Source organism: Geobacillus sp. LEMMY01 (assembly GCF_002042905.1).
Classification (GTDB): domain Bacteria; phylum Bacillota; class Bacilli; order Bacillales; family Anoxybacillaceae; genus Geobacillus; species Geobacillus proteiniphilus.
The window spans coordinates 19,287-43,960 of record NZ_MVKA01000016.1; the positions used below are offsets into that span (position 1 = coordinate 19,287).

The following is a 24,674-nucleotide window of genomic DNA, read 5'->3' on the forward strand; positions in this document are numbered from 1 at the left end:
AAAAGAAAATCATGAAAATTTCATGCAGACCGTCCAGTTTTCTTACTATACGAAAAGCGCCACCGCTTGGTTTCCTCCCGAAGCTAGGTGGAATCTGCTATAATACATAACGATACACGAGCGATTAAAAAAAGACAGGTGATCCGCATTGCGAAAAAAAATCATCTTAACCGGCGGCGGCACAGCCGGCCACGTGATGGTCAACGTCGCCCTCATCCCGAAATTGAAAGAGCTTGGATGGGATATCGTTTACATCGGATCTCATCAAGGGATTGAACGGGAGATTATCGGCCGCATCGACGGCGTCCCATACTATTCGGTTTCGACCGGAAAACTGCGCCGCTATTTTGACTGGAAAAACTTTAAAGATCCGTTTCACGTGTTGAAAGGCGTTTGGCAGGCGTACCGCCTTATCCAAAAAGAAAAACCGGACGTCGTCTTCTCAAAAGGCGGATTCGTCTCCGTTCCCGTCATTCTCGGCGCTTGGCTGAACGGTGTGCCGTCGATTATCCATGAATCTGACTTAACCCCGGGGCTTGCAAACAAAATCGCCATGCCGTTTGCGACAAAAATCTGCCTCACCTTTCCGGAAACGAAGCAATACGTCAACGCCGATAAAGCCGTCTACGTCGGCGCCGTCGTCCGCGAAGAGTTGAAGGATGGCAACGCCGCACAAGGGAGGAAGATGTGCCAGTTCGACGGAAAAAAACCGGTCTTGCTGGCGATGGGCGGCAGCTTAGGCTCGAAAAAAATTAACGACGCCTTGCGCGCCAACCTATCGACGCTTCTTGCCGAATTTGACATCATCCACATTTGCGGCAAAGGGAACATCGACCCAAGCCTCGCAGGCCAAAAAGGATACAAACAGTTCGAATACGTCAACGAAGAGCTGCCCCACTTACTCGCCTTGGCCGACATCGTCGTCTCCCGCGCCGGGGCGAACGCCATTTTCGAACTGCTCGCCCTGCGCAAGCCGATGCTGCTCATCCCGCTCTCGAAAGCGGCAAGCCGCGGCGACCAAATCTTAAACGCCCGTTCGTTTGAAAAAGCAGGCTATGCGGAAGTGCTGATGGAAGAGGACTTGACGAACGAATCGCTGCAAGCCGCCATTCGCCGCCTGTACGACCAAAAAGACCGTTACCGAAAAAATATGGATAAAGCTGGCGCGAGCGATCCGCTGCAAACGCTGCTTGCGATCATTCAAGACACCGCCCGTTTGTAAAAACAGGCGATGCCTGATGCGGCCAACCGTGGCCGTTCTTCGGCATCGCCTCGTTTTATTTTCATCACCGCATAATGAGCCTTTTCTTCTTTACACCGCCCCAAGCTGGTAACGGTTGATATCCGAAACACATGGTCGCACAGGATGTCGATATCATCCCACTGATGGCTCGTCAGCACAATCGTTCGGCCACCCTTTCCAATAAAAAAACCTGTATATTTTGCAAAATTTTATTGCGGAAACCATCTATTTTTCATTTACCCCCTCCATCCTCCACCGGCCAAAGGAAAACCGCCCGACGGAACGAATCCGCCAGGCGGCATGATTAGAAGTATAAGAAGTAAATGACAACAGCCAGCACGATCCGGTACACCGCAAACGGCACGAGGCGGATGCGGTTGATGAGCTCAAGGAAAAAGCGGATCGCGAGCAAGGCGAAGACAAAGGCGCTCAAAAACCCGGCGATGAAAAACGGGATATCGGCGGCGGTGACGTATTGCCAGTTTTTCAACAGCGACAGCCCGCTCGCCCCAGCCATGATCGGAACGGCCATAATGAACGTGAAATCGGCGGCGGCGCGATGGCTCATGCCGACAAGCACCCCGCCAGAGATCGTCGAGCCGGAGCGGGAAAAGCCGGGCCACAAGGATAAACATTGCATCAAACCAACAAAAAACGCCTGCTTGTACGTAATTTGGTCGACCGTCTGCGCCCGCGCTGCTTTTTTGGCGAATTTGTCGGCGGCGATCATCAACAACGCGCCGAGCACAAGGCCGATCAGCACCGTTTTTGTCGAAAACAAATGTTCATCGATGTAATCTTCAAACAAGACGCCGAGCACCCCAGCCGGCAGCAGGCCAATGATGACGTGAATGAGCGTCAGCCGCGGATGTCCGCCCGGATGGCGGCCGCGAACGCCAAGCAAGTCGAGAAATCGGTCTTTAAACACGACCACAGCGGCTAAAATCGAGCCGAGCTGAATGACGACTTTAAATGTATTCGCCGCGTACTTGCCTAAAAACTCTGTGGATTTCAGCCAAAGATCGTCGACAATAATCATATGGCCGGTCGAGGAAACAGGGGCGAACTCGGTCAGCCCTTCGACCATTCCCAAAATGATGGCCTTCCACAATTCTATCCAGTGCATTCGTTCCATCCTTTCTGCGCGAGGTCGTCTTTTTTATACATATGGGCCAAGCGAGCGGAATAACACCTCGCTCTTTGGGCCGCGCCTGCTCTATTGTACTACAAATCATTCGTTTCTACTACCCACACTTTTTTGGATGGCCGCTTTGTTCGCACAAAGGACGGTGCGGATCCATCCGAATGGTGTTGATCCCTCAACGGGACGCGGACGGGCCGGACGCTTCCCCTAACTCCCCGCGCCGCTGCAAGTAATGATACAAGGCGCCGAGCAAGTTCGCGTCGTTTTTGAACTGGCACGTCTCCACCACCGGCTGGACTTTGGCAATTGGAACGAGCGACAATAACACCGAAAGCCGCTTGTTGATTTCGTTGACGAAATCGGGGCGGCTGCTAATGGCTCCCCCCAAAATGATTTTTTCCGGGTCGTATGCGTACTGCAAGTTAAAAATCCCTTGGGCCAATGAAAAATAAAACCGGTCAATGGCCTTTCGCGCGGTTTCATCGCCGCTCTCGGCCAACGCAAATACTTTTTCTCCGTCCAGCTCCCTCTCCGGTATCCCCTTTTCCTCAGCCGCCATCCGGATCAGCGCACTTGTCGCCGCCAGTTCGCTCCATGTTTTGCATTCAATGTTTCCGTTTGTGTAACGGACATCCATCAACATATAACCAAATTCTCCGCCGTGCAAATGCGCCCCTTTATGGATGCGCCCGTCTTTCACGATCGCTCCGCCAATACCGGTGCCGACAATGACAAAGGCGATGTCGCGACAGTGCCGCCCCGCTCCTTTCCATAATTCACCGAGCGCCGCGCAGTTCGCGTCATTCTCCAGTTCTACCGGCAGGCCCGTCGCCCCGCCGAATACTTCTTTAAAGTTTGGGCCGTGAATGCACGGCAATGCGCTGCTTCCGCCGATGATGCCAAGATCGCTGTCAACGCTTCCTGCGGAACTGATCGCGATGCCGGAAAGTTCATAGTTCGCCTGCGCCTGGCGGACGACCCGAAGCAGATCTTCCCGAAATATATGGAAATCATGCCGCTCCGAACGGTAACGTCCCTTTTCGATCAAATCGCCGTGTTCGTTCATGACGGCATGTTTGACATATGTGCCGCCAATATCAAAAACGATATAGTAGCGCACCGATGACGCCTCCTTCATTTTTTATCTTTCCTCTCTTCTAGCTCCATTAGGCTTAGCTGTTTCTCCGCTTTTAATGTATTCGCCGCCGGCCCGTCCGCTCCTCCCCGCCGCAATGAAAGAGGCCGCTCCACTTGGCGGGAGCGGCTCGTTTCTGTTATCTTTCATATCCCATCGACAACGCTTTTTGCGCGTTGCGGACGTCGTTGTGAAGGATCTGTCCATGCATATGGATCACGTTCTCCCCTTGTTTTTCATTGGTTCATTTCTATTTACTGTATATGCCTGCCAAAAGGAAACGGTCACCATTGTCCGAGCTTCCTGCACCAGCAAAAAAGGCGTCCCGCGAAAAGCGAAACGCCTTCTTCAGCCACTGTTACAACAGATCCCCGCCGTCAAACCCATCGCCGCCCTCAAACCAATCATCCACGTCCAACCCGTCAGCGACATCATCGATCACATCATCAAGCAACTCTTCCGCCACCATTCCCGCCAGCATCCCAGCCGCAAACCCACCAATGGCACCAGCCAACCCATGTCCACCATGGTGCGAATGATGGACGGGTGGATAATGGCCAACTGGATGGCTATAGATAGGCGAATGCGGCGTTGCCAACGGATGCCCGCTCAGCTGGCCGAACGCCCCGGCCGCCTGCACCGCCTCTTCGATGGCTTCTCGAAGCAGACGGGCTGCCGTCGCCGAATCGCGAAGCTGTTCGCGAGTGATAAACAGCTCCCGTTTCATTTCGCGTTCCCCGCCAAAGCCGTGTCGGACGTCCACCTCCATATACAAACGCACCCCTTCTCCCTCGACGAGGGCAAAAAACTCTACTTCTTGGACGATCCCTTGAAATTCGCTCGTCGGGAAGAACGAAAATTCCTGGCCATGCGGCGTAATGCTTCCGGATGTCGCTTTCTCCCGGAATCCCAGGGCTGCCAAAGCGGAAAACACTTGCTCCAAGGCCGTCGGCGGCAAAATGTGAATGCCGTCTTGGTCATATGCATCCGCCCCATCAGCGATATCCAACCGGGTGACGAACGTATAACGGACCGTTGGGCGGCTGATCGGCAAATGGAGCGGCAACGCGTACGAAAACGGCAGCATTTTCCGCTCGCCGGGCTGAATGGTAAACGAAGAAGCCACCGGGATGACAGCCACAGTGCGGCGGTATGCCTTGCCATCGGCCTGCACTTCAAGTTCGAGCACCACTTCTAGTTTGCGGATCTGCTGGGCCACCGTCCCTCCTTCCAGACAAAATTCCCCTCCCAATGTCTCCCCAAGGCGCACATGGGGACGATGCAGTACGAGATCCACTTTCGCAGCTCCAATGCCGAATTTAGACAAAAACTTTTTCCACATCGGACCTCTCTCCTTTTTCATCAACATGTTCCTCACATGAATTACGAACCAGCAGCCAAAATGGTGTCAACGGAATAATTTGATGAACCCTAGGACGATCAACACAACCCCAGGCAGCATTGTCGCTTTTTTCATGATTCCCGTTTTCGACACCATGTACCCCAACGATAAGCCAACTCGGATGAACACGAGATTAAACACGCCAACCAACAGGGCAAACGAAAGCGGAGGAAAATGCAAAAGCGACGAACTGATCCCGGCGCCAAACGCATCCATCGACAGGGCAAGCCCGATCAACACCGCTTCTTTTTGGCTGATCGTGCCTGAACGATCAAGATCCCCAAGTTCAGGCCGTTTCAATACTTGAACAGCGCCGCTGAATCTGTTGGCCTCCCCGGTTCCATCAGATTCCATAGAGGAATCGCTTCCGTCTCCCTTTGGCTTATAGACGTTATAAATCGCCCAACCGCCAAGCGCAATGAGAATGACTGAAGCAAGCCCTCGCTCGACTTGCAACGGCAAAAAAAGCGCCAACAGACGGCCGATGTTCATTGACGCAAACACCACTGCTCCAGACATGAACGCGATGAGCGCCAACGAAAAGAAGGAAAAACGGACGCCCCCCATTCCATAGGTGATCCCTACACTCAAACTATCCACGCTTACGCTGAAAGCCAACAAAATCATGGATACCCATAACCACATCTTCATTCCCCCTCTGCCGTACGATATGCAATTTCGTACGGAGAGGGGACTTTCTTGCCATTCGACACGCATCGATTTCCGGGGAAATGTTTTCCCTTTTCTCGACATTATTCCCGCAAATGATACGGCAACGTCGCAATGACGACATCTTTTTTCATGATCAAGAAAAAGCGCAAGATGATTGCTGTTTGGTTATGCAAAAATGTATGCCACCATTTTTTCACGATAAATTGAGGCAAGAGCACCGTCACCGGCGCGCGGTCTGCTTCTTTTTCCGCTTTCGTGATGTATTCTAACAATGGCGACAAAATGGCTCGGTACGGTGAATAGATGACTTTCAACGGAATGTCCGGATAAAACTTCTCCCACTTTTGCCGCAGCTTTTGTTCGTCTTTTTCGTCGAAAATAACCGACAGTGCCGTAATGTCATCGGAAATGCTGCGAGCGTACTGAACGGATTGCGCGACCACTTTGCTGACGCCGGAAAATCGATCATGAGCGCCGCCCCAGCCACTAAACTGATTTTCGTCCCCAAATGGTCTCGGGCGACAACATACGCCCCGCCTCCAGACGGAAACGCGTAAATAATTTGCCGATACGACAACGTCACTAACAAGAGCAATACTAAAATCGCCACAGCGATCGGCAGCGAGTAGAAAAAGACGCTGGTCCCTAATAAAGCAAGCACAAGCAAAATTTCTTCCGTCGCGTAAGCCACCGATGACAGGGCATCGGAAGAAAAAAACGGCCAATGCCTTCCATTTGGGCAATTTTTCATGTTTCAACTGTTTCGTTTCCATCGGTTTCCCAATCAACAAACGTTTTAACGAAGCCATGCTTCCGTTTCTCCCAAAAGCATAAGAGTTGACTCATCGACTCAAAAGAAAAAAACCGCTGAGGACGCACTCAACGGCTACAAATGTTCTAAGGCCATACTCGTCCCTCCCCAAAGCGCTTGCGAGGTTAGCTGTCGGGTTCGGGCTTGGAGAGATGCCCTTCCTGATCGGATTCACCCCAAGACAGCAGACGCTGCCAAATCGGGTCCCCCGCTCCATGCCAGATTCAGCGCACACCTCTTAAGATTATTACTCCTCGCTATATTTGTTGTAAATCGAGGAAAAGGCGAAAAAAATGACGATTTCCCCCGCTTTTTTGCCGTTTTTCACGATGGACAGCCTATATGCTCATCCTCTTTTCTCGCTTTGTTCTATCCGATCATGATCTTCCCTTTCGGATAACGGAACGGATCGGGTTGACGGCGCAGCGTGACCGCATAGGCGATCGTCAGCGGGCCGACGCGGCCGGCAAACATCGTTAGGGCGATGATTACCTTGCCGAGCGGGGACAAGTCCGGGGTCAACCCCATCGATAGTCCAACCGTCCCAAACGCGGATGTCGCTTCAAATAAAATCATTAAAAAGTCTTTTCCGCGCTCGGTAATCGTCAACACCATCGTCACAAACATGACGACAAACAATCCGCTCATCGTCACGGTCAGCGACTTGTATACTGTATCGTAGACGATTCGTTTGCGGAACAAAATGACGTCTTCCTTCCCGCGGATTTGCGACCAAACCGCGCCGAGCAGGGTCGTAAATGTCGTTGTTTTGATTCCTCCGCCCGTCGAACCCGGGGAAGCGCCGACAAACATGAGAAAAACGATCAAAAACAACGTCGGTTGCGTCAAATCCGGGATGTTAAGCGTATTCGAGCCCGCCGTTCTCGGAGTGACCGCTTGGTAAAACGCGGACAAAAACTTGCCTGAGAGCGACAGCGGCCCCATCGTCTTCGGATTGTTCCACTCCAGCAGCAATATCAGCGCCATGCTGGCAAACACCAGCCATGCCGTCGTGATGACCACCACCTTCGTATGAAGAGACAACCGCCGTGTTTGCCGGTACTCATACACTTCATTCATGACAATAAATCCGATCCCGCCCAGTATAATTAAAATCGGCACGACAAGGCTCACGACCGGATCTTCCACATAGCCGGTCAAACTGCGAAACTCGCCCATTAGATCGAAACCGGCGTTGTTAAAGTTGGAAATCGCATGAAAGAACCCAAAGTAAACGGCCTTCCAAAACGGCATATCGAACGAGAAACGAATCGCCAACAGCAATCCGCCGATGCCCTCAATGACGACGGTAAAAACGAGAATGCGTTTCACGAGCCGAACAATCCCTTCGATGCTCAGCTGATTGAGCGCCTCTTGCAGCAACAACCGCTCTTTCAAGGAAATCCGCTTGCCGAGCAAAAAGGCAAACAACGTAGCAAATGTCATAAATCCAAGCCCGCCCACTTGGATCAGCGCTAAAATGACGAGCTGACCGAACAACGTGAACGTCGTCCCCGTATCAACCACAACAAGTCCGGTCACGCACGTAGCAGACGTCGCTGTAAACAAGGCGTCTAAAAACGGAAGTCCTTTCCCGTCAACGGTCGCCATCGGCAGCATCAGCAAGAAAGCTCCAACCAAAATAATCAAGGCAAAGCCGGACACTAATACTTTCGGCGGATCGAAAAATTTACGGTTTGTATTCAAAGCCCCATCCCTTCCCCCTCGCTCACATAATCGCCTCTTTATAGTTGTGGATGATGCATAGAAAAAATATACCAAAAATAAGCTTGTTCGGGTACTCTAAACAATTTTCATCATAAAAATGGATAAAGGGCATGGCCACCGACTTCAAGAATGTGGATGCATTGAAACCTTTTCCGTCTCCGTTCGTCTATATGAATGGCAATCCGACTGGGGACCACAAAGGCATTGAAGCGCGGAAGGGGGCTTGCACCAGTCCCATAAAAACATTCCATTGACTTTTGGCAACAGACGTATTATGCTACTTGACATGGAGACGTTCCGATGTAAAATCATGTAAGAATAAAACGTTTGTTGCTGTGGGCAACGTCTGTTGATATAAACATAGAAGCATCGTTAAGAATACGGGACAAAGGAGGAGAAGAGGACGTGAAGGCAATTGGGGAAAAATGGATGAAGAAATGTCGTTCTCTCCCTAACCAATACATTGGCTTTTTTATTTTTGCCGTGCTCTTGTTTTGGTCAAAGACTTATGCCGCCTATTTGGCGGAATTTAACCTTGGCGTCAGCAACTCCATGCAGGAGTTTTTATTGTTCATCAACCCGATCAGCTCGGCGGTATTCTTCCTTGGGTTGGCGCTGCTGGCCAAGGAAACGCGCGTATACAAATGGCTCATTATTATTAATTTCGTTTTATCGTTCATTCTATACGCCAATATCGTTTATTATCGTTTTTTCAGCGATTTTATTACATTCCCGACGTTGACGCAAACGAAAAACTTCGGCGATCTCGGCAGAAGCATTTGGGAGTTGCTCCGCTGGTATGACGTGTTCTATTTCTTGGATACGATCATTTTGGCGGTGATCGTTTTCTCGAAGCGATTCTCGCTCCCGGAAGTGCAGGCCGGCCGATTCAAAAAAGGCGCCATTTTCGCTTCGGCCATTCTTATGTTCAGCATCAACTTGGCGCTCGCTGAGGCCGACCGTCCGCAGCTCTTGACAAGAACGTTTGACCGCAACTACATCGTGAAATATTTAGGCGTGTACAACTATTTGATTTATGACGCGATCCAAAGCATGAAATCGTCAACGCAGCGGGCGTTCGCGAACAAAAGCGACATCACAACCGTGCTGAACCATGTACAGGCGACATATGCCAAACCGAATCCGAAATATTTCGGCGTGGCGAAAGGGAAAAACGTCATTTACATTCATTTAGAGTCGTTGCAAAACTTTGTGATTAACTATAAGTTGAACGGTGAAGAAGTCACCCCGTTCTTAAACTCGCTCACCCGCGATCCGAATACGTTCTATTTCGATAACTTCTTCCATCAAACAGGACAGGGGAAAACATCGGACGCGGAGTTTATGCTCGAAAACTCGCTGTTTGGTTTGCCGCAAGGCGCTGTCTTTACGACGAAAGGACAAAACACATACCATGCGGCTCCGGCCATTTTGCACCAATACGGCTATACAAGCGCCGTCTTCCACGGCAACTACAAAACGTTCTGGAACCGCGACGAAATTTACAAGTCGTTCGGCTTTGACCATTTCTTTGACGCCAGCTACTATGACATGAACGACGAGGACGTCTTGAACTACGGGCTGAAAGACAAACCGTTCTTCCGGGAGTCGATCCCGCTATTAGAAACATTGAAAGAACCGTTCTATGTGAAATTTATTACACTGTCGAACCACTTCCCGTACCCGATCAGCGAGGAAGATGCGACGATCCCGCCGGCGACGACAGGCGACGGCTCGGTCGACCGTTATTTCCAAACGGCACGCTATTTGGACGAAGCGGTGAAAGAGTTCTTTGACTACTTGAAAAAATCGGGTCTGTACGACCGCTCGGTCATCATTTTGTACGGCGACCATTACGGCATCTCGGAAAACCATAACAAGGCCATGGCGCAAATTTTAGGAAAAGAAATTACGCCGTATGAACATGCGCAATTGCAACGGGTGCCGCTGTTCATCCACGTGCCGGGCGTCAAAGGCGGTGTCATTCACGAGTTTGGCGGCCAAATCGACTTGTTGCCAACCGTGTTGCACTTGCTTGGCATTGATACAAAAAATTACGTCCATTTTGGAACGGATTTGCTGTCACCGGATCATCAAGAAATCATCCCGTTCCGCAACGGCGACTTTGTCACGCCGAAGGTGACAGCGGTCAACGGCAAGTACTATGACACGAAAACAGGCGAACCGCTTGAAGAAACGCCAGAAATCAAGCGCCTTGAACAAATCGTTCGCACGAAGCTCGACCTATCCGATAAAGTCGTTTACGGCGACTTGCTTCGATTCTACACCCCGAAAGGCTTCAAGCCGGTCGATCCGTCGAAATATGATTATAATAACCGCGAAGAGGGAAGCGATCAATGATCGCCTCCCTCTTTTTTCTCTTAGCGTTGCAGGAGCCGCTCAATGGCTCGCTTCGCATTGACATAGCCCGCTCCGTACACGTTCGGGTCGCGCCCTTTCCACAAATCGGCGCCGTCTTTTAACGCCTGCTTGATTTCATCCGGCGTTGCATTCGGTTTTGCCTGAAGCATCAAGGCGACAATGCCAGCACAAATCGGCGTCGCCATCGACGTACCGGACATCGATATATAATGGTCACCGACTCGGCTTTGTTTATTCATCTTATCAAGCAAAGAGCGCGGCGCGCGAAGCGAAATAATGTTGACGCCGGGAACAACGAGATCCGGCTTCACCACCCCATATTCGGTCGGCCCTCGGCTCGAAAAAGACGCCACATCGTCGTCGGCGCGTGTTGCCGACGTATCGCGGTCATCGAGGGCGCCGACGGTAATGATGAGGTCGCTAATGCCCGGGCTTGAAATCGTCCCGTAATTCGGCCCTTCATTCCCTGCCGCCGCACAGACGACAATGCCGCTTTCCCATGCCCGCTCAGCGACTTGCACGAGCGGATCGTCATTTTCCGTTGGGAACGGTTGCGGCTCCCCTCCAAGCGATAAGGAAATAATATGGATTCGCTTGGTCGGGTTTTTCTTATTGTAGTCGATGCACCACTCAATGCCGCGCATGATCGTCTCGAGCGTCCCGCTTCCCGATCGGTCGAGCACCTTGACACCGACAAGGTTCGCTTCATACGCCGGTCCGGCGTACAGCCCGTCCGACATGCGCCCGTTTCCAGCTGCATCACCGGCGCAGTGCGTTCCGTGCCCGTTGTCATCATACGGTGTCGTGCGGCCATTCACAAAGTCGGTAAACGCCACAATTCGTCCCTCTAAATCCGGGTGCGGGTAAATGCCCGTGTCAACGATCGCAATCGTCACCCCTTTGCCGCTCAGCTCCGTCCCGTTGATCATGACGTGTTTTGCATTCGCCGACGGCACCGCATTGTTCAAGAGCGCCTTCACCGTGCGATTGAGATACACTTTTTTCACTTTCGGATGCTCGAGCAGCTGCTCAAGCGCCGACGGCGTCACCCGCGCGCTGTAGAATGGAACATGGCGAAAGCCGTGATGCACTTTCATACGGAAATGATCTCGTTCCGTCTTGGCGACCGCTTCCACTCCTTCGGCATCCTCGATTTCGATCAAAACGGAAATGGTTCGCCATTTCCGCAACCACCGCTCCATCCAGCGATGGAAAATGCACGGTATGCGCGTCATCGGCTGATACATGCCAACAAGCGCATGGCGGAGCGGGCGATCAAGCCGCCCTGCATGGCGGCGAGCTAACTGCACGATCGAATAGCCAAACATGCTCTTCCTCCTCCTTTCGTTTGTCGCTATACTCATATGACGTGCGGACAAAGAAGGAGGCGGCGGTTCCACTAGGACAAACGGACAAAAAAAGCCTGCCCCGCCGAAACGAAGCAAGCTTTTCCTAATCATTCTTCCACCTGTTCAAGCACAATCTGTCTGGCTCTTCCTAAATAATGCTCGACTTGACGAAGCACGTTTTCCCGTTCAGCAAAAGCGCCGACTTGCGTCCCATCGACAATGACGCGCGTCAATGTCGTTTTTCGCTTTTTCTGCAGACCAAGCGCTCGCTCAAGTCCGTTCACATGCCCTCGGGCGACCGTTCGCAAAAAACGGGTATCATTCAGTTTTCTTGCATCCTCTTCTCGGTCAATAAACCCGTTCTCGGTGAGCACGGCCGGCATCGTGGTCTCCCGTAGCACATGAAAATTCGCTTTCTTTTTCCCGCGATCGCGAAATCCCGTGGCTTTGACGACTTCTTCATGAATCACATCGCGAATGCGGGCTGTTGGAGAATCATCATCGAGCCGGTTATAAATGTAATCTTCATATCCGGTGCCACCGCCCGCATTCACGTGGATGGCCACATACAAGTCTGCCCCCCAACGGTTGGCCCGACTCGTCCGCTCGTCAAGTGACACTGTTTCATCTTTTGTCCGGCTCAACTGCACGGAAACTCCTTCATACTCATTTTGCAGCAGACGATTGATTTCGAGAGCGATAAACAACGTAATGTCTTTTTCCAACAACCCGTTGCCGATCGCTCCTGTATCGCTCCCTCCATGGCCTGGATCAATAAAGATTTTCGGCATACTCGCTTTCTTCCCTTCCCTATTCACATTTTATCCCAATACAACATAGAAATCACGTATACACTATACTTTTCCTTATTATAAAATAAGCATCTGAAAGGAAAAGGTGACAGGCCAAGTATCTAAATGGTTAGACGCGTTAGCGGCCATTGTCCCCTCCGTTTATGGTATAATAGGACAATGAAACGAATTCCAAAGGAGGAATGCCGATGTCTCGCGCACAACAATGGGTGCAATATTTCCTTTCGCACCGCCATGTCACGATGGAACTGATCAACAAAATCGACGAAGCGCATTATGATTACAAACCGACGCCGACGTCGATGACAGCGAAGCAGCTGGCGACGCATATGTTGTTCAGCTTTTACAACTTCGCCAACACCGCGAAACACAGCGATCCGTCGCTGTTCCGGCAAAAAATCGATGAACCGGAGACGAATTTGGCTAAGCTGGCGGAAACGTATACGGAAAAAACGAAGCAGCTGCTCGAATCGATGAGCGATGACGACTTCGACCGGATGCTTGATTTAACTGCCATCTTTGGCACGCAAATGTCCGCGGCGCAGTTCCTGCAATTGGCAATGGACCATGAAATCCACCATAAAGGGCAGCTGTTCGTCTATGTTCGGGGCATGGGACATACGGACTTGCCGCTGTTTGTGAAACGAGGTTAATCTTCCCCATTTTTGTTTTATCTAACTAAATGGGAGGCTTCTCCGTGAAAATAACAAAAAAGCCGGCTAGGAAGTCCCTAGCTGGCTTTTCCTTTTTGGTTGAGGCGATTTAGCCGATCGAGCAGCTTCCGTCTGCGCACATTCCGCCTTCACCCGCCAGCGGCCGCAACGGGGAAGCTTGTTGTTCTTCCTCCCATACTTTCTCTAGCGCCCGCCGGAACACGTCAACCGGCTGGGCCCCGGAAATGGCATACTTCCCGTTCAACACGAAAAACGGCACGCCTCGGACGCCAAACCGGGCCGCCGCTGCTTCATCTTCCCTTACTTGTTCGGCGTAGCGGCCGCCATCAAGCACTGCTTCCGCCTCCTTGCGGTCAAGGCCGGCCGCTTCGGCAATCGCAAACAGCACATCGCGGTTGCTAATCCGTTTTGATTCGGTGAAATACGCATAAAACAGCCGCTCGACAACGTCATTGAGCTTCCCTTTCTCCTTGGCATAATGCGCCAAACGGTGGGCATCAAACGTATTCGTCGGCTTCATCGTTTCAAAGCGAAACGTCAAGCCGACTGCTTCCGCCTGTTTTCCGATATCCGCGTTTGCCCGCTTCGCTTCCTCAACCGTAATCCCGTATTTTTGCGCAATGAGTTCATGGATGGTCAACGGCGTCTCTTTTTTCGCATTCGGATCCAACTCAAAGCTGCGAAATACAACCTCAACATCTTCCCGGTGCGGAAACTGTTCAAGCGCTTGTTCCAAGCGGCGTTTGCCGATATAGCAAAACGGGCAGACAAAATCGGACCAAATTTCGATTTTCATGGCCATCCTCCTCTACTTTTGGGCGCTTCCCCTCCATTGTAGCCCATTGCCAGTCAAATGGCTAACGAAAGGAATGGGGATGGAGCGACTCGCATACATTGTACTACTACGCTGTCCGGACAAGGAGGACGGAAATGATGCATTCCCGGGAACTAGGAGCCTTTCTGCTACGGATCGTCACGGATGCATCTTTTTTGCCCATGGCTCGGTGAAATGGCAACGAGGGCTTGAGGCGACTGCGGATTCGTTTGTTGCTATGGGCCTTCCCGGCCTGCTCGCCTACATCGTGACGATCATAGAGCTTGCTGGGGGCTGGACGATGATGCTTGGCCTCGGCACGCGCCCGATCGCTGCGGCGTTTGCCGTCATTATGATCGGGGCGATCGCCACCGCCAAAGCAGACGCCGGCTTGCTCGGCAACGGCCGGGAAACGGGCTATGAATTCAATCTCGCCTTGCTCGCCATGTCTATTTTATTTATGGCTGAATGGCAGCCGGCTTTGGTCGTTAGACACTGTCATCGGGCGGCCACGGGGCTAAACAGTCGACACAAAACGGGTGTCCCACAAGGAGCAGGACACCTTTTTTTCTGCTTATATTAACGATGAGAGAAGGCTGCCCATGGCGTCAAATCTTGTGCTTGCTTGTCGGTACGCTGCTTCATCCTTTTTCCACTGCCAGCTTGACGACGCGTTCACCGATTGCGCGGATGAGTTCAAGCGGCATCGGGAAGCTGACCGCGGCCGGGTCGGATGCCACCGCTGGAATCGTCGCCGCAAACTGTTCTTCCGTCATCGGATAGTCGGCAAAATCCGCGGGCAAACCAATGTCATCGCGCAGCTGGCGGATTCGTTCAATGGATTTCGCCAACAGCGCTTCATTGCCTTGACCGTGATCATGAATGCCAAGCGCTTCAGCCAACAGCTTCGCTTTCGGCAAATACAACTCCGGAATCGCTTCCATCACGACCGGCAGAAAGACAGCGTTTGCCAATCCGTGCGGAATGCGGAACATTGCTCCGTACGCGTGGGCGAAATTGTGCACCGGAATGGCGTTTAACGCAAAGCTGAACGCGGTGATGCCAAGCAAGCTCGCCTGCAGCATCTCCAAGCGGGCGCGGATGTTCCCGCCGTCACGAACCGCCGCCGGCAAATAGTCGCGAATCAAGCGAATCGCCTGCAAAGCGCACGCGTCGGTGAGCGCGGTCGCCGTCGGCGAGGCGAGCGCCTCAATGGCATGGGTGAGCGCGTCCATGCCGGTAAACGCCGTCACCTTCGGGGGAAGCCCTACCGTTAAATCAGGATCCAAAACGGCCACATCAGCATTGATAAACGGATTGATGATGTTCGTTTTCAAGCGCAGCTCTTCATTATAAATGACTGCGATCGGCGACACTTCCGACCCCGTGCCGGCTGTCGTCGGGATGGCGATGTGCGGAATCGGCATGAATTGCGCTTGCGGGAACGACTCGTACCGCAGCCCGCCTGGAATCGCCTCTTTAATATCACGCAACCCTTTAAACAGGGCGTATTTCACCCCTTTGGCCGTATCCAGCACGCTGCCGCCGCCGACGGCCAGCAAGGCGTCAGCTCCGACAGCGCGCGCATAGCGCGCCGCTTCATTGACGCATTCACTTTCTGCATCTTGGCGGATATCCAAAAAGATGCCGACAAGCTCTGGCCCAACCTCATGCGTCGTCAGCCGAAAGATGTCAGCCACCTTCTCGACGACCCCAGCTTGCTCGAGCCCACGGTCAGAAAGCAATAGCACCCGTTTAGCGCCCAGCCCGCGAAACAAATCCGGCACGAGCGCTCGGGTGTTCGACCCGGTGTAAATTGCCGTGCGCAGCCAAAAGTTCGCTAACGTCGTCATCCTCCATCTCCCCCTTTACTTTTTCATAATGGCGTTGAGCCGGGAAAAGAGCACTTGATACCATTTCCGTTTCCCAAGCTCCGGCACCATTGATGTGTGCACATGCTTCAGCTGCGTGTAGGCATCCAGTGAATATTTGCCCATCTCGCGCCCGATGCCGCTTTGTTTGTAGCCGCCAAACGGCGCGTCATTGCGAAGCATATGCCAGTCATTGATCCAGACGACGCCAGCCTGCAGACGCCCAGCGATGGCGTACGCCTTGTTGACGTCGCGCGTCCAGACACCGGCCGCAAGCCCGTAAATCGTGTCGTTTGCCATCGCCATCGCTTCTTCCACGTCATGATAGCGGATGATCGACAACACTGGACCGAAAATCTCTTCTTGGGCGATTTTCATGTCATTCGTGACATTCGAAAAAATCGTCGGCGCGACAAAATGGCCGCCTTCACAGCCGGGCACTTCGACTTCATGACCGCCGCATACAATGGTCGCACCTTCTTGCTTGCCGGCTTCAATATAGGAGAGCACTGTCTCTTTTTGCCGCTTGGAGATAACCGGCCCGACGTCGGTCGCCGGATCGAGCGGATGGCCGATTTGCAGCGTCTTCGTCAGGGCGACAAGCCGCTCGACCACTTCATCATGGAGCCGGTCAGGCACAAACAGCCTTGTTCCCGATTCGCACAACTGACCAGAGTGCAAAAAGACGCCAAACAAACTGCCGGGAACGGCAAGGTCCAAATCGGCATCTTCGAGCAAAATGTTCGGCGACTTGCCGCCAAGCTCAAGCGTAACGTTTTTCACCGTTTCCGCCGCCAACGCCATAATGCGGCGGCCGACTTCCGTCGAACCGGTGAACGCCACCTTGTCAACTTGCGGATGGCGGACAAGCGCCTCCCCGACATCGGCGCCGGGACCAGCCACCACGTTGATGACCCCCGGCGGCACGAAGGACGAAATGATTTCCGCCAGCTTCAGTGTCGACAGCGGTGTGTAGCTCGCCGGTTTCACGACAATCGTATTGCCCGCTGCCAGCGCCGGGGCGATTTTCCACGACGCGATCATGAGCGGCAAGTTCCATGGTGTGATCGCCGCGCAAACCCCGATCGGCTCGCGCCAAACAAAGTTATGCGCCGGTCCGGGAAACGGCGGAATCGGCAGTGTTTCCGAAAACGGGTACTCTTGGACGATGTTCGCCATCGTCTGGAACAAATCAACGACTTGCAAGATGTCGATTGAGCTGATGCGCCGGATCGTCCCCCCGCTTGAGATCGCTTCCAAATAGGCAAGCTCTTGGGCGTTGGCGGCAATGGCTTGGGCGATCGCATTCAGCACGCGCGCCCGTTCTTTCGGTTTCATCGCCTTCCAATCCGTCTCATCAAACGCCTTGCGCGCCGCCTTCACCGCGCGGTCAACATCATCCACTGTCGCCTTCACGACGGTCGCAACCACCTCTCCGGTCGCCGGATTGTATACGTTAAACGTTTCCCCGCTGCTTGCCGGCTGCCATTGGCCGTCAATGAAGAGCGGGAAATGATGCACTTGCACGTCAATCGTCATGATGGCATCTCCTTTCTCTTTTTTGTTGCTCGTATAGAACCATCCATCGATTTCCCCTGCCGCCGAACAGCCGGGCATCAGTGCGGGTTGGCGACTGCCTGTCCAACGCACAGAAGGTCGTTCTTCGGCTCAATCTCTCCCTCTCACCCGACACGTTCGCTTTCTTCAAGCCCAAACAGCTCGTCAAACGGTTTCTCCTGCGCTTTTTTCAACACTTCCATCCTCGCTGCCAGTTGGCAGGCGGTGAAATTCATGATGTCGGCATCAATATCAACTGGATTCCACACCCCCAACCGCTTGGCCTTTTGGTAAAGCCGAAACGGAAACGAATCCTCCTGCAGCCCGCAGCTGCCCGTTGTGACCAACGGCTGAGCCCGCCGCACGCTCACCACTCCTTTGCTATTTTTTTGGATGTCGGCTGGATACTGCACGTCTGGATGGATGACCGTGAGGACAATCAATCGATGTAAAGGCTTACAAATATACTGTTGCAACAATAGGCAGGTTACTAGCAAGGAGGCAAGTTGTACAAATGACCAGAATATTATGAATAGTCACTCACCACATCTCATTCTAGCAATCTTCCTTTCTTTCCGTCAACGAAAAGCGAATGACATTTTCCGACAATCATTGCATAAAAACGCCGCCTGCTGTCAGCAGACGGCGTTTGATTACAGATCCGCGAGCGAGAAAGGGGGGTGACCCAAAACGCGAGTGCGTTTTGGATCAGCCCCGCTTTTTTGGCACCAAAATAGAAGAATCGCCCTTTTTCTGGTAGAATAGAGTCATCGAAACCACTACCACCGAAAGAAGGGCGATTCTTTTATGAAACATGATCATATTTCCTTTAAAGAGTATACCATGGACAACCTCTCTTTGCCAAGCAACATCGTGGATCTCATTCCGCGGTACAACATGGCCCACGTGGTTCATGAGATGGTCGAACGCATCCCGATGGAGACGTTTCTGCCTTATGACAAAGGAGGGGGCGCCTCCGCCTATCATCCGAAAATGATGACGAAAATCATCCTTTACGCTTACACCCAAAAAATGTACCACGGCCGGGAAATAGCCCGAGAGTTGGAAGTACACCTTCCCCTCATGTGGCTGAGTGGGTTTCAAAAGCCGGACTTCCGTTCCATCAACCGGTTTCGCTCGGAACGGATGAAAGGCTTGATTGACGACCTGTTCCGGGAAATCATCACCCTGCTTGTCGCGGACGGCTATGTCAAGACGGAAGACTATTTTGTGGATGGAACGAAAATTGAAGCGAATGCCAACCGGTACACCTTCGTTTGGCGCAAATCGGCTGAGAAGTACCAGGAGAAACGGCAAGCGAATGTCGATCGGCTGATTGCCCAGATCGATGCGATCGTGGAGAAAGAAAAGGCGGAAGAATTCGAGGCTTCCCCTGCTTGGACGTCTGAAGAAATCCGCCAGAAAACGAAAGAATGGGAAGAGCGGCTCGAGGCCGAGCCTGACAACCAGGCGTTGAGAAAGGCCGTCAACATGATGAAGGACGATTACTTGCCCCGCAGTGAAAAATACGAGCACCAACTCCATGTATGCCAAGACCGCAACAGCTATTCCAAGACCGATGTGGATGCCACCTTCATGCGATGGAAGGAGGATCACATGCGAAATGGCCAGCTCAAGCCGGTCTATAACGTACAGGTGGGTTCTTCCGACCAATTTATTTTGGGGTATTCTCTTCATCAGAGGCCTGGCGACACTCGTTGTCTTCTCCCTCATTTGGAGACAGTTCGAGAGAAATACGGTGTGGAACCGGAACGTTTGATCGCCGACGCGGCCTATGGTTCGGAAGAGAACTACGTGAAGCTGGAAGGAGAAGCACATATCGGCCTTGATCAAGTACAATACGTACGAGAAGGAGAACACGCGCAAGGTCAAGAAGAACCCGCATCATCAGCAGAATTGGACCTATCTGGAAGAAGAAGACGTTTGGATTTGTGCGAATGGAAAAAAGCTGGTCCGTATGGGGACTTCGAAACAGACCACTGAATCGGGATACACCTCGGTCACCCGACACTACCAATGCCATGAATGCGAAGGATGTCCGTTCCGTTCGGCCTGCACGACTTCCAAGTATGGACGAACCACGCAATGGAACCCAGTCTATCATGAACAAAAACAGAGAGCTCGTGAACGGCTGGAGAGTGAAGAAGGACAAGCCCGATACCGCCAACGCAAAACCGACATTGAGAGTGTGTTTGGGCAAATCAAACAAAATCGCGGGTTTCGTCGATTCGTCCTGCGAGGCCTCCAAAAAGTTTCCATCGAATGGGGGCTGATTTGTGCTGCCCACAATCTTCTCAAAAAAGCCGCTAGGGACAAGCAACCGTCCCTAGTGGCATAAATTAGAGAGCGAACAGAGATGGAATTTCCCTTTATTTAACAAAATGTGTAAAAAACAAAGAGGGCTGACTCCAAAAGTCCGCTTTTTGGCGGACTTTTGGGTCAGCCCCATGAAAGCGAGCATTTTTCTTTGAATGATTCTAAAAAAATGGTACCCTGTAATCGCCACAAGGAGGTGAATCCATGCCGACGATCACACTAAGGCTGGAACTGCACAAACCAACGAAAGTCAAACAAGAAATGTACGAACGGATGACAGAAGTGAATACAGCGTTTGCGAATTGGCTGTTGGATCATCCCAAACTGAATCAAGCGACAAGTAAAATGTTTAAAGAGTTTTCGTCGCAGCGGTTTCCTTCCGCCGTCGTGAATCAAACGATTCGAGAAGTGAAGTCCCAAAAGAAAAACCAGAAAACAAAGAAGTTTCGAACATTATGGTGTTGCTTTAACAATCAAAACGTGAAGGTTGAAAAGAAAGGAGAGTTCTACACCGTTTCATTCCCCACACTGGAGAAGCGAATTGGCGTGCCGGTGGTCACGCGTCCCTATCAAGAAGCATGGCTGAATCGATTGTTGGACGGAACAGCCAAACAAGGGGTGGCAAAACTCTACAAGAAGAAAAAGAAATGGTACTTCGCTATTGCGATCACATTTGAAGTCCAACAACGGGAAGAAACCAAGGCAATGGGCGTTGATTTGGGACTTCGCTATATTGCCGTTGCCAGCGTGGGAACGAAATCGTTGTTTTTCAAGGGCAACCAATGCGCCTTTGTACGCCGACGATACGCGGCTTTGCGAAGGAGATTAGGAAAAGCCAAGAAGCTTCATATGATTCGCAAAATCGGCCGTAAAGAGTCCCGCTGGATGAAGGAAATGAACCATAAAATCAGCCGTCAAATCGTCCGTTTTGCCCACGCCAACGGTGTTGGCGTGATTCGGATGGAAGAGTTGACAGGGATTCGGAAACGGGCAACATCGGCCAAAGAAGCAGGACGAAGCCTTCACTCTTGGGCGTTTCATCAACTGCAAACGATGATTGCCTATAAAGCGGAAATGGCGGGCATTCGGGTGGAGTGGGTGAAGCCGACCTATACAAGCCAAACATGCCGATGCGGGCATCGGGAGAAAGCGAACCGAAACGGCATCCGCTTCCGATGCCAAAAGTGCGGATATGCGATTCATGCCGATCTGAATGGCGCGATCAACATCGCCAAAGCGATTTCGGGCTTGAGCGCCGAACCTAGCGCACTGGTCACAGGTGCGCCGCCCATTGGGGTACATCCTAACCCGATGGGACGGGGTGATGACACACCCCTAAACTTGGGCGTTGTCCGAACCAGAAATGGATGAGGGCGCAAACGACCCAAGAATCCCACGCCCTTTAGGCGTGTGGAGTGTCAAAACATAACCTTGATCCGCAAGACGGGCTCAATTGGATCATTGAGCACCGCACCCAGCTTTCTGACGCCGATGCAGTGGTGGACGCGGCACTCCGTTGGGTGAATGAACATACGTCCACTGGCTCCCCGGTGTCAGGAATCGGAGCGGAACAACAAGAGTGAGGCGGCGAACAGGAAAGGGCGGAACAAAGGATGGTATGGGTCATCAAAACAAAACACGAAAATGACCAAGGGGAGACGGTCGGGCTGGAGCTTGAGAGCGAAGATGGCTGGCTTGACGCCAACGTCCGCTGGGACGGATGCATGGAAATTCACTTGTACTTGGTGACGGAGGAAGGCCGCGAACTGAGCGATACGCTCCATACGTGCGATTTGCAGGGGCTGATCGAGCGGTTGCAGTCATTGGATTCCGTGTGTCGATCGTTCTTTTTCCAAATTTCAAGACAGGGGAGCTGATGAAGGCCGAACCGCCGGCAGCGCCGCTGACCTCATCGATGAATGAACGAGGAGCCAAAACCGAGGCTCCTCTTTTTTCCTTAACGGCATGGTGTTCATTGAAGGAAGGAGACGCGTCAGGAGGGGAAGCAGGCTCGATTGCCGTTGGCTTCGTCTTTGTTTGGAGGTGCAGGCTTTTCTGATTAAGATATAAAAATGTTTAAAATATTCTAAATGTGATGTATAATAAAAGAAACAACATACTAACCGGTTGGTATATCGTCTGTTGAAAACGGATTCAGAAGCGGATCGAAAGGTGGGAAGATCATGAGGCTAAAAGGAAAAGCGGCGATTGTCACCGGCGGCGCGAGCGGCATCGGCCGGGCGACGGCGATCCGCTTTGCGGAAGAAGGCGCCAAAGTGGCGGTGAGCGACATCAATGAGGAAGGAGGGGAAGAAACGGTCCGCCTGATTCGGGAAAAAGGAGGGGAGGCGATTTTTGTCCAGACGGATGTCGCCGATTCCAAGCAAGTGAGCCGCCTTGTCCAAACGGCGGTTGATGTCTTTGGCGGCCTACATATTCTCTTTAACAATGCCGGCATCGGCCATTCAGAAGTGCGGAGCACCGACTTGTCTGAAGAAGAGTGGGACCGGGTCATGAACGTTAATTTGAAAGGAGTGTTCCTCGGCATCAAATACGCGGTGCCGGCACTGAAAGCATCCGGGGGTGGGGCGATTGTCAACACAGCAAGCCTGCTCGGGCTGAAGGGAAAAAAATATCAAGCCGCCTACAACGCATCAAAAGCAGGCGTCATTTTGTTAACACAAAATGCAGCATTGGAATACGGGAAATTTAACATTCGCGTCAACGCCATTGCGCCGGGGGTCATTGATACGAACATCATTACGCCGTGGAAACAAGATGCGCGCAAATGGCCGATCATCTCGAAAGCGAACGCCCTCGGCCGCATCGGGACACCAGAGGAAGTGGCGAACGCGGTGTTGTTTTTGGCGTCCGATGAGGCGTCGTTTATCACCGGCGCGACATTGTCGGTCGACGGCGGCGGACTGACGTTTTAGCGGCCCGAAGTTTGAAAAAAGAAGGGCAGGCCCAAACGGCCGGGCTAGCAACATGAAATGAGGGGAGAGGAAAACGATGCGTTTTTTGAATACCGTGGCAGTGGTCACAGGAGGAGGCAGCGGCATCGGCAAGGCGACGGCCCTCCGTTTTGCTAAAGAAGGCGCCACTGTCGTACTTGTCGGCCGTACAGCAACGAAACTGGAGGAGGCTGCAGCAGAAATCGCGCGTCTCGGGACGCCGGGGGGCGCTGACCGGTTTGCGGCGGATGTCACCGACCGCGAACAAGTGAAAGCGTTGGCCGAGTATGTCCGACAGCGGTACGGCGATTTGCATGTGCTTGTCAATAACGCCGGCATCTCCACCCATGCGAGATGGCTTGAGTTGACGGAACAAGAGTGGGATGACGTTCAACGCATCAACATCAAAAGCGTGTTTCACGTTTCACAAGCGCTCGCTTCACTGATGATCGAAGGGGCAAAACGCGAGCGCGCCAACCGGGCGATTGTGAACGTGGCGTCATTGTCCGGCCATCAGGCCGGGGCGGAAATTCCGCACTACAGCGCGGCGAAAGCAGGGGTCATCAACTTGACCAAATCGCTCGCTTTGGAGCTGGCGCCATATGGCATTCGCGTCAATTCCGTCTCGCCCGGCTTTGTCGAGACGCCGCTTACCGAGCGCGGCCTGCAAAACGAGCGGTTTGTCAAAGCCATCGAGCGCAACACCGCCTTAGGCCGAGTCGGGACGCCGGAGGAAATTGCGAACGTCATTGCGTTTCTTGCTTCTAACGAAGCCTCATACATGACCGGTTCCGATGTGCTCGTCGATGGCGGTTGGCTGATCAAATAAAGAGTTGCGTCAAATTCCATCCAAACACTAAAAGAAAGGGAGAGGAACATGGAAACGCCTCATTTGCTTGTGGAACAATCCGGATCGATATTATGGTTGACGCTGAATCGCCCGGAGCGGCTCAATGCCTTCAGCCCGGAGATGATTGCCGGACTAACGCAGGAAATCGAACGCGCCGCGGCGGATGATGCCGTCCGCGTCATCGTCTTATCCGGCGCTGGGCGGGCGTTTTGCGCCGGCGGGGATGTGAAAACGATGGGGCAGTCGAGCGCCCCGCAGGCGTATGAGCATATCGGCCGACTCAATCGGCTCATTTTGGCGATGAAATCATGCGAGAAACCGATCATTGCCGCCGTGCACGGCGTGGCGGCCGGGGCAGGGTTCAATTTGGCGCTGGCTTGCGATTTGATCCTCGCGGCCGAAGACAGTCAATTCATTTTGAGCTTTGCGAAAGTCGGTCTTGTCTCCGACGGTGGCGGGTCGTATTGGCTCCCGCGGCTTGTCGGCCCGCATTTGGCGAAACAGTTTTTCTTCACCGCCGAGCCGATTCCGGCCCGCCGCTTGTACGAGTTAGGCGTCTTAAGCGAAGTCGTTCCAGCCGAGGGGCTGCGCGAAGCGGTGGAAACGCTCGCTTTGCAGTTGGCTAGCGGTCCGACGAAAGCGATCGGCAAACAAAAACGGCTGGTCGAGCACGCGTTGACCGCCACACTGGAAGAGATTCTCGAGGAAGAGCGGCTCATTCAAGGATTGATGGTGGAAACCGAAGACCATCGCGAAGGGGTGGCGGCGTTCAAAGAAAAACGGAAACCGTTGTTTTTAGGGAAGTAAGCTACTTCCAACCAGCGCGAACGTTTGTTTTAAGAAGGCTGCCGCCTCGACTTGCACGAACATGGAATCAGCCCCTCTTCCTGCCCATAGGCGGGCGGCGAGGGGCTTTTCGTTCGATGCAACGGTTTTCAT

Annotated in this window: 22 protein-coding genes, 2 pseudogenes and 1 riboswitch; of the genes and pseudogenes, 11 read left to right on the plus strand and 13 right to left on the minus strand. The window is 52.6% G+C overall.

The annotated features are described in order from the left end of the window. The first annotated feature begins 148 nt into the window (after positions 1–148). The gene (locus tag B1A75_RS09285; RefSeq protein WP_079936088.1) at positions 149–1,222 is read left to right on the plus strand and encodes an undecaprenyldiphospho-muramoylpentapeptide beta-N-acetylglucosaminyltransferase; all 1,074 of its coding nucleotides are present in this window, start codon (positions 149–151) and stop codon (positions 1,220–1,222) included. 325 nt (positions 1,223–1,547) lie between these two features. On the opposite strand, the gene B1A75_RS09295 is transcribed toward B1A75_RS09285, so the two are convergent. The 7 genes from B1A75_RS09295 to B1A75_RS09320 form a co-directional block, all read right to left on the minus strand. After that, positions 1,548–2,369: an undecaprenyl-diphosphate phosphatase gene (locus B1A75_RS09295; protein ID WP_079936090.1), complete on the minus strand. Its 822-nt coding sequence runs from the start codon at positions 2,367–2,369 to the stop codon at positions 1,548–1,550. 193 nt (positions 2,370–2,562) lie between these two features. Continuing rightward, positions 2,563–3,507 carry an ROK family protein gene (locus B1A75_RS09300; protein WP_074044170.1) on the minus strand — a complete coding sequence of 315 codons (945 nt, stop codon included), beginning with the start codon at positions 3,505–3,507 and terminating at the stop codon, positions 2,563–2,565. A 373-nt stretch (positions 3,508–3,880) separates the two neighbouring features. Then, a complete protein-coding gene (locus tag B1A75_RS09305; protein WP_079936091.1) occupies positions 3,881–4,864 on the minus strand; it encodes a sporulation protein in 984 nt (327 codons plus the stop codon). A 66-nt stretch (positions 4,865–4,930) separates the two neighbouring features. After that, positions 4,931–5,569 (minus strand): sporulation membrane protein YtaF, encoded by a 639-nt coding sequence (gene ytaF / locus B1A75_RS09310; protein ID WP_079936092.1) that lies wholly within the window; start codon positions 5,567–5,569, stop codon positions 4,931–4,933. A gap of 107 nt (positions 5,570–5,676) precedes the next feature. Further along, positions 5,677–5,910 carry a hypothetical protein gene (locus tag B1A75_RS20760; protein WP_074044172.1) on the minus strand — a complete coding sequence of 78 codons (234 nt, stop codon included), beginning with the start codon at positions 5,908–5,910 and terminating at the stop codon, positions 5,677–5,679. Next, the gene (locus B1A75_RS20765) at positions 5,907–6,347 is read right to left on the minus strand and encodes an APC family permease (RefSeq protein WP_254866617.1); all 441 of its coding nucleotides are present in this window, start codon (positions 6,345–6,347) and stop codon (positions 5,907–5,909) included. Before B1A75_RS20765 ends, B1A75_RS20760 begins: the two co-directional genes overlap by 4 nt. Positions 6,348–6,506: 159 nt before the next feature. Further along, positions 6,507–6,647, minus strand: a riboswitch (cyclic di-AMP (ydaO/yuaA leader). 129 nt (positions 6,648–6,776) lie between these two features. Continuing rightward, positions 6,777–8,114, minus strand: a complete 1,338-nt coding sequence (locus B1A75_RS09320; RefSeq protein WP_074044174.1) for a TrkH family potassium uptake protein — start codon at positions 8,112–8,114, stop codon at positions 6,777–6,779. A 450-nt stretch (positions 8,115–8,564) separates the two neighbouring features. Here B1A75_RS09320 and ltaS point away from each other — a divergent pair, with 450 nt between their 5' ends. Then, on the plus strand, positions 8,565–10,496 hold the full coding sequence (gene ltaS, locus B1A75_RS09325) for a lipoteichoic acid synthase (protein WP_176202400.1): 1,932 nt from the start codon (positions 8,565–8,567) through the stop codon (positions 10,494–10,496). A 20-nt stretch (positions 10,497–10,516) separates the two neighbouring features. Here ltaS and B1A75_RS09330 read toward each other — a convergent pair whose 3' ends face one another. Together B1A75_RS09330 and B1A75_RS09335 are read right to left on the minus strand one after the other, a co-directional pair. Next, complete coding sequence (locus B1A75_RS09330; RefSeq protein ID WP_074044176.1) at positions 10,517–11,845, minus strand: S8 family serine peptidase; 1,329 nt, start codon at positions 11,843–11,845, stop codon at positions 10,517–10,519. Between the two features lie 128 nt (positions 11,846–11,973). Then, positions 11,974–12,657, minus strand: a complete 684-nt coding sequence (locus B1A75_RS09335) for an N-acetylmuramoyl-L-alanine amidase family protein (protein WP_074044177.1) — start codon at positions 12,655–12,657, stop codon at positions 11,974–11,976. Between the two features lie 209 nt (positions 12,658–12,866). Between B1A75_RS09335 and B1A75_RS09340 the strand changes: the two genes are divergently transcribed. Continuing rightward, on the plus strand, positions 12,867–13,331 hold the full coding sequence (locus B1A75_RS09340; RefSeq protein ID WP_074044178.1) for a DinB family protein: 465 nt from the start codon (positions 12,867–12,869) through the stop codon (positions 13,329–13,331). A gap of 109 nt (positions 13,332–13,440) precedes the next feature. Here B1A75_RS09340 and B1A75_RS09345 read toward each other — a convergent pair whose 3' ends face one another. Further along, a complete protein-coding gene (locus B1A75_RS09345) occupies positions 13,441–14,148 on the minus strand; it encodes a DsbA family oxidoreductase (RefSeq protein ID WP_074044179.1) in 708 nt (235 codons plus the stop codon). Between the two features lie 137 nt (positions 14,149–14,285). On the opposite strand from B1A75_RS09345, the pseudogene B1A75_RS09350 reads away from it, so the two are divergent. Continuing rightward, a pseudogene (locus B1A75_RS09350) lies at positions 14,286–14,687 on the plus strand (DoxX family protein). A gap of 120 nt (positions 14,688–14,807) precedes the next feature. Here B1A75_RS09350 and B1A75_RS09355 read toward each other — a convergent pair. The 3 genes from B1A75_RS09355 to B1A75_RS09365 form a co-directional block, all read right to left on the minus strand. After that, positions 14,808–16,019 (minus strand): iron-containing alcohol dehydrogenase, encoded by a 1,212-nt coding sequence (locus tag B1A75_RS09355; RefSeq protein WP_079936094.1) that lies wholly within the window; start codon positions 16,017–16,019, stop codon positions 14,808–14,810. Between the two features lie 15 nt (positions 16,020–16,034). Beyond that, a complete protein-coding gene (locus tag B1A75_RS09360; protein ID WP_079936095.1) occupies positions 16,035–17,576 on the minus strand; it encodes an aldehyde dehydrogenase family protein in 1,542 nt (513 codons plus the stop codon). A gap of 143 nt (positions 17,577–17,719) precedes the next feature. After that, complete coding sequence (locus B1A75_RS09365; protein WP_074044181.1) at positions 17,720–17,959, minus strand: hypothetical protein; 240 nt, start codon at positions 17,957–17,959, stop codon at positions 17,720–17,722. Between the two features lie 442 nt (positions 17,960–18,401). Between B1A75_RS09365 and B1A75_RS09370 the strand changes: the two are divergent. The 7 genes and pseudogenes from B1A75_RS09370 (at position 18,402) to B1A75_RS09395 (ending at position 24,542) form a co-directional block, all read left to right on the plus strand. Next, positions 18,402–19,953 (plus strand): annotated as a pseudogene (locus B1A75_RS09370) (IS1182 family transposase). Between the two features lie 182 nt (positions 19,954–20,135). Beyond that, on the plus strand, positions 20,136–21,302 hold the full coding sequence (locus tag B1A75_RS09375) for a transposase (RefSeq protein ID WP_254866619.1): 1,167 nt from the start codon (positions 20,136–20,138) through the stop codon (positions 21,300–21,302). Between the two features lie 44 nt (positions 21,303–21,346). Then, positions 21,347–21,514, plus strand: coding sequence for a hypothetical protein (locus B1A75_RS19875; protein ID WP_161496649.1), 168 nt, complete (start codon positions 21,347–21,349; stop codon positions 21,512–21,514). A gap of 30 nt (positions 21,515–21,544) precedes the next feature. Continuing rightward, on the plus strand, positions 21,545–21,808 hold the full coding sequence (locus B1A75_RS09380) for a hypothetical protein (RefSeq protein WP_079936096.1): 264 nt from the start codon (positions 21,545–21,547) through the stop codon (positions 21,806–21,808). Between the two features lie 306 nt (positions 21,809–22,114). Next, on the plus strand, positions 22,115–22,867 hold the full coding sequence (locus B1A75_RS09385) for an SDR family NAD(P)-dependent oxidoreductase (protein ID WP_074043726.1): 753 nt from the start codon (positions 22,115–22,117) through the stop codon (positions 22,865–22,867). 76 nt (positions 22,868–22,943) lie between these two features. After that, positions 22,944–23,714, plus strand: coding sequence for an SDR family NAD(P)-dependent oxidoreductase (locus tag B1A75_RS09390; protein WP_079936097.1), 771 nt, complete (start codon positions 22,944–22,946; stop codon positions 23,712–23,714). Between the two features lie 48 nt (positions 23,715–23,762). After that, positions 23,763–24,542, plus strand: a complete 780-nt coding sequence (locus tag B1A75_RS09395) for an enoyl-CoA hydratase/isomerase family protein (RefSeq protein ID WP_074043724.1) — start codon at positions 23,763–23,765, stop codon at positions 24,540–24,542. The last annotated feature ends 132 nt before the right edge of the window (positions 24,543–24,674 follow it).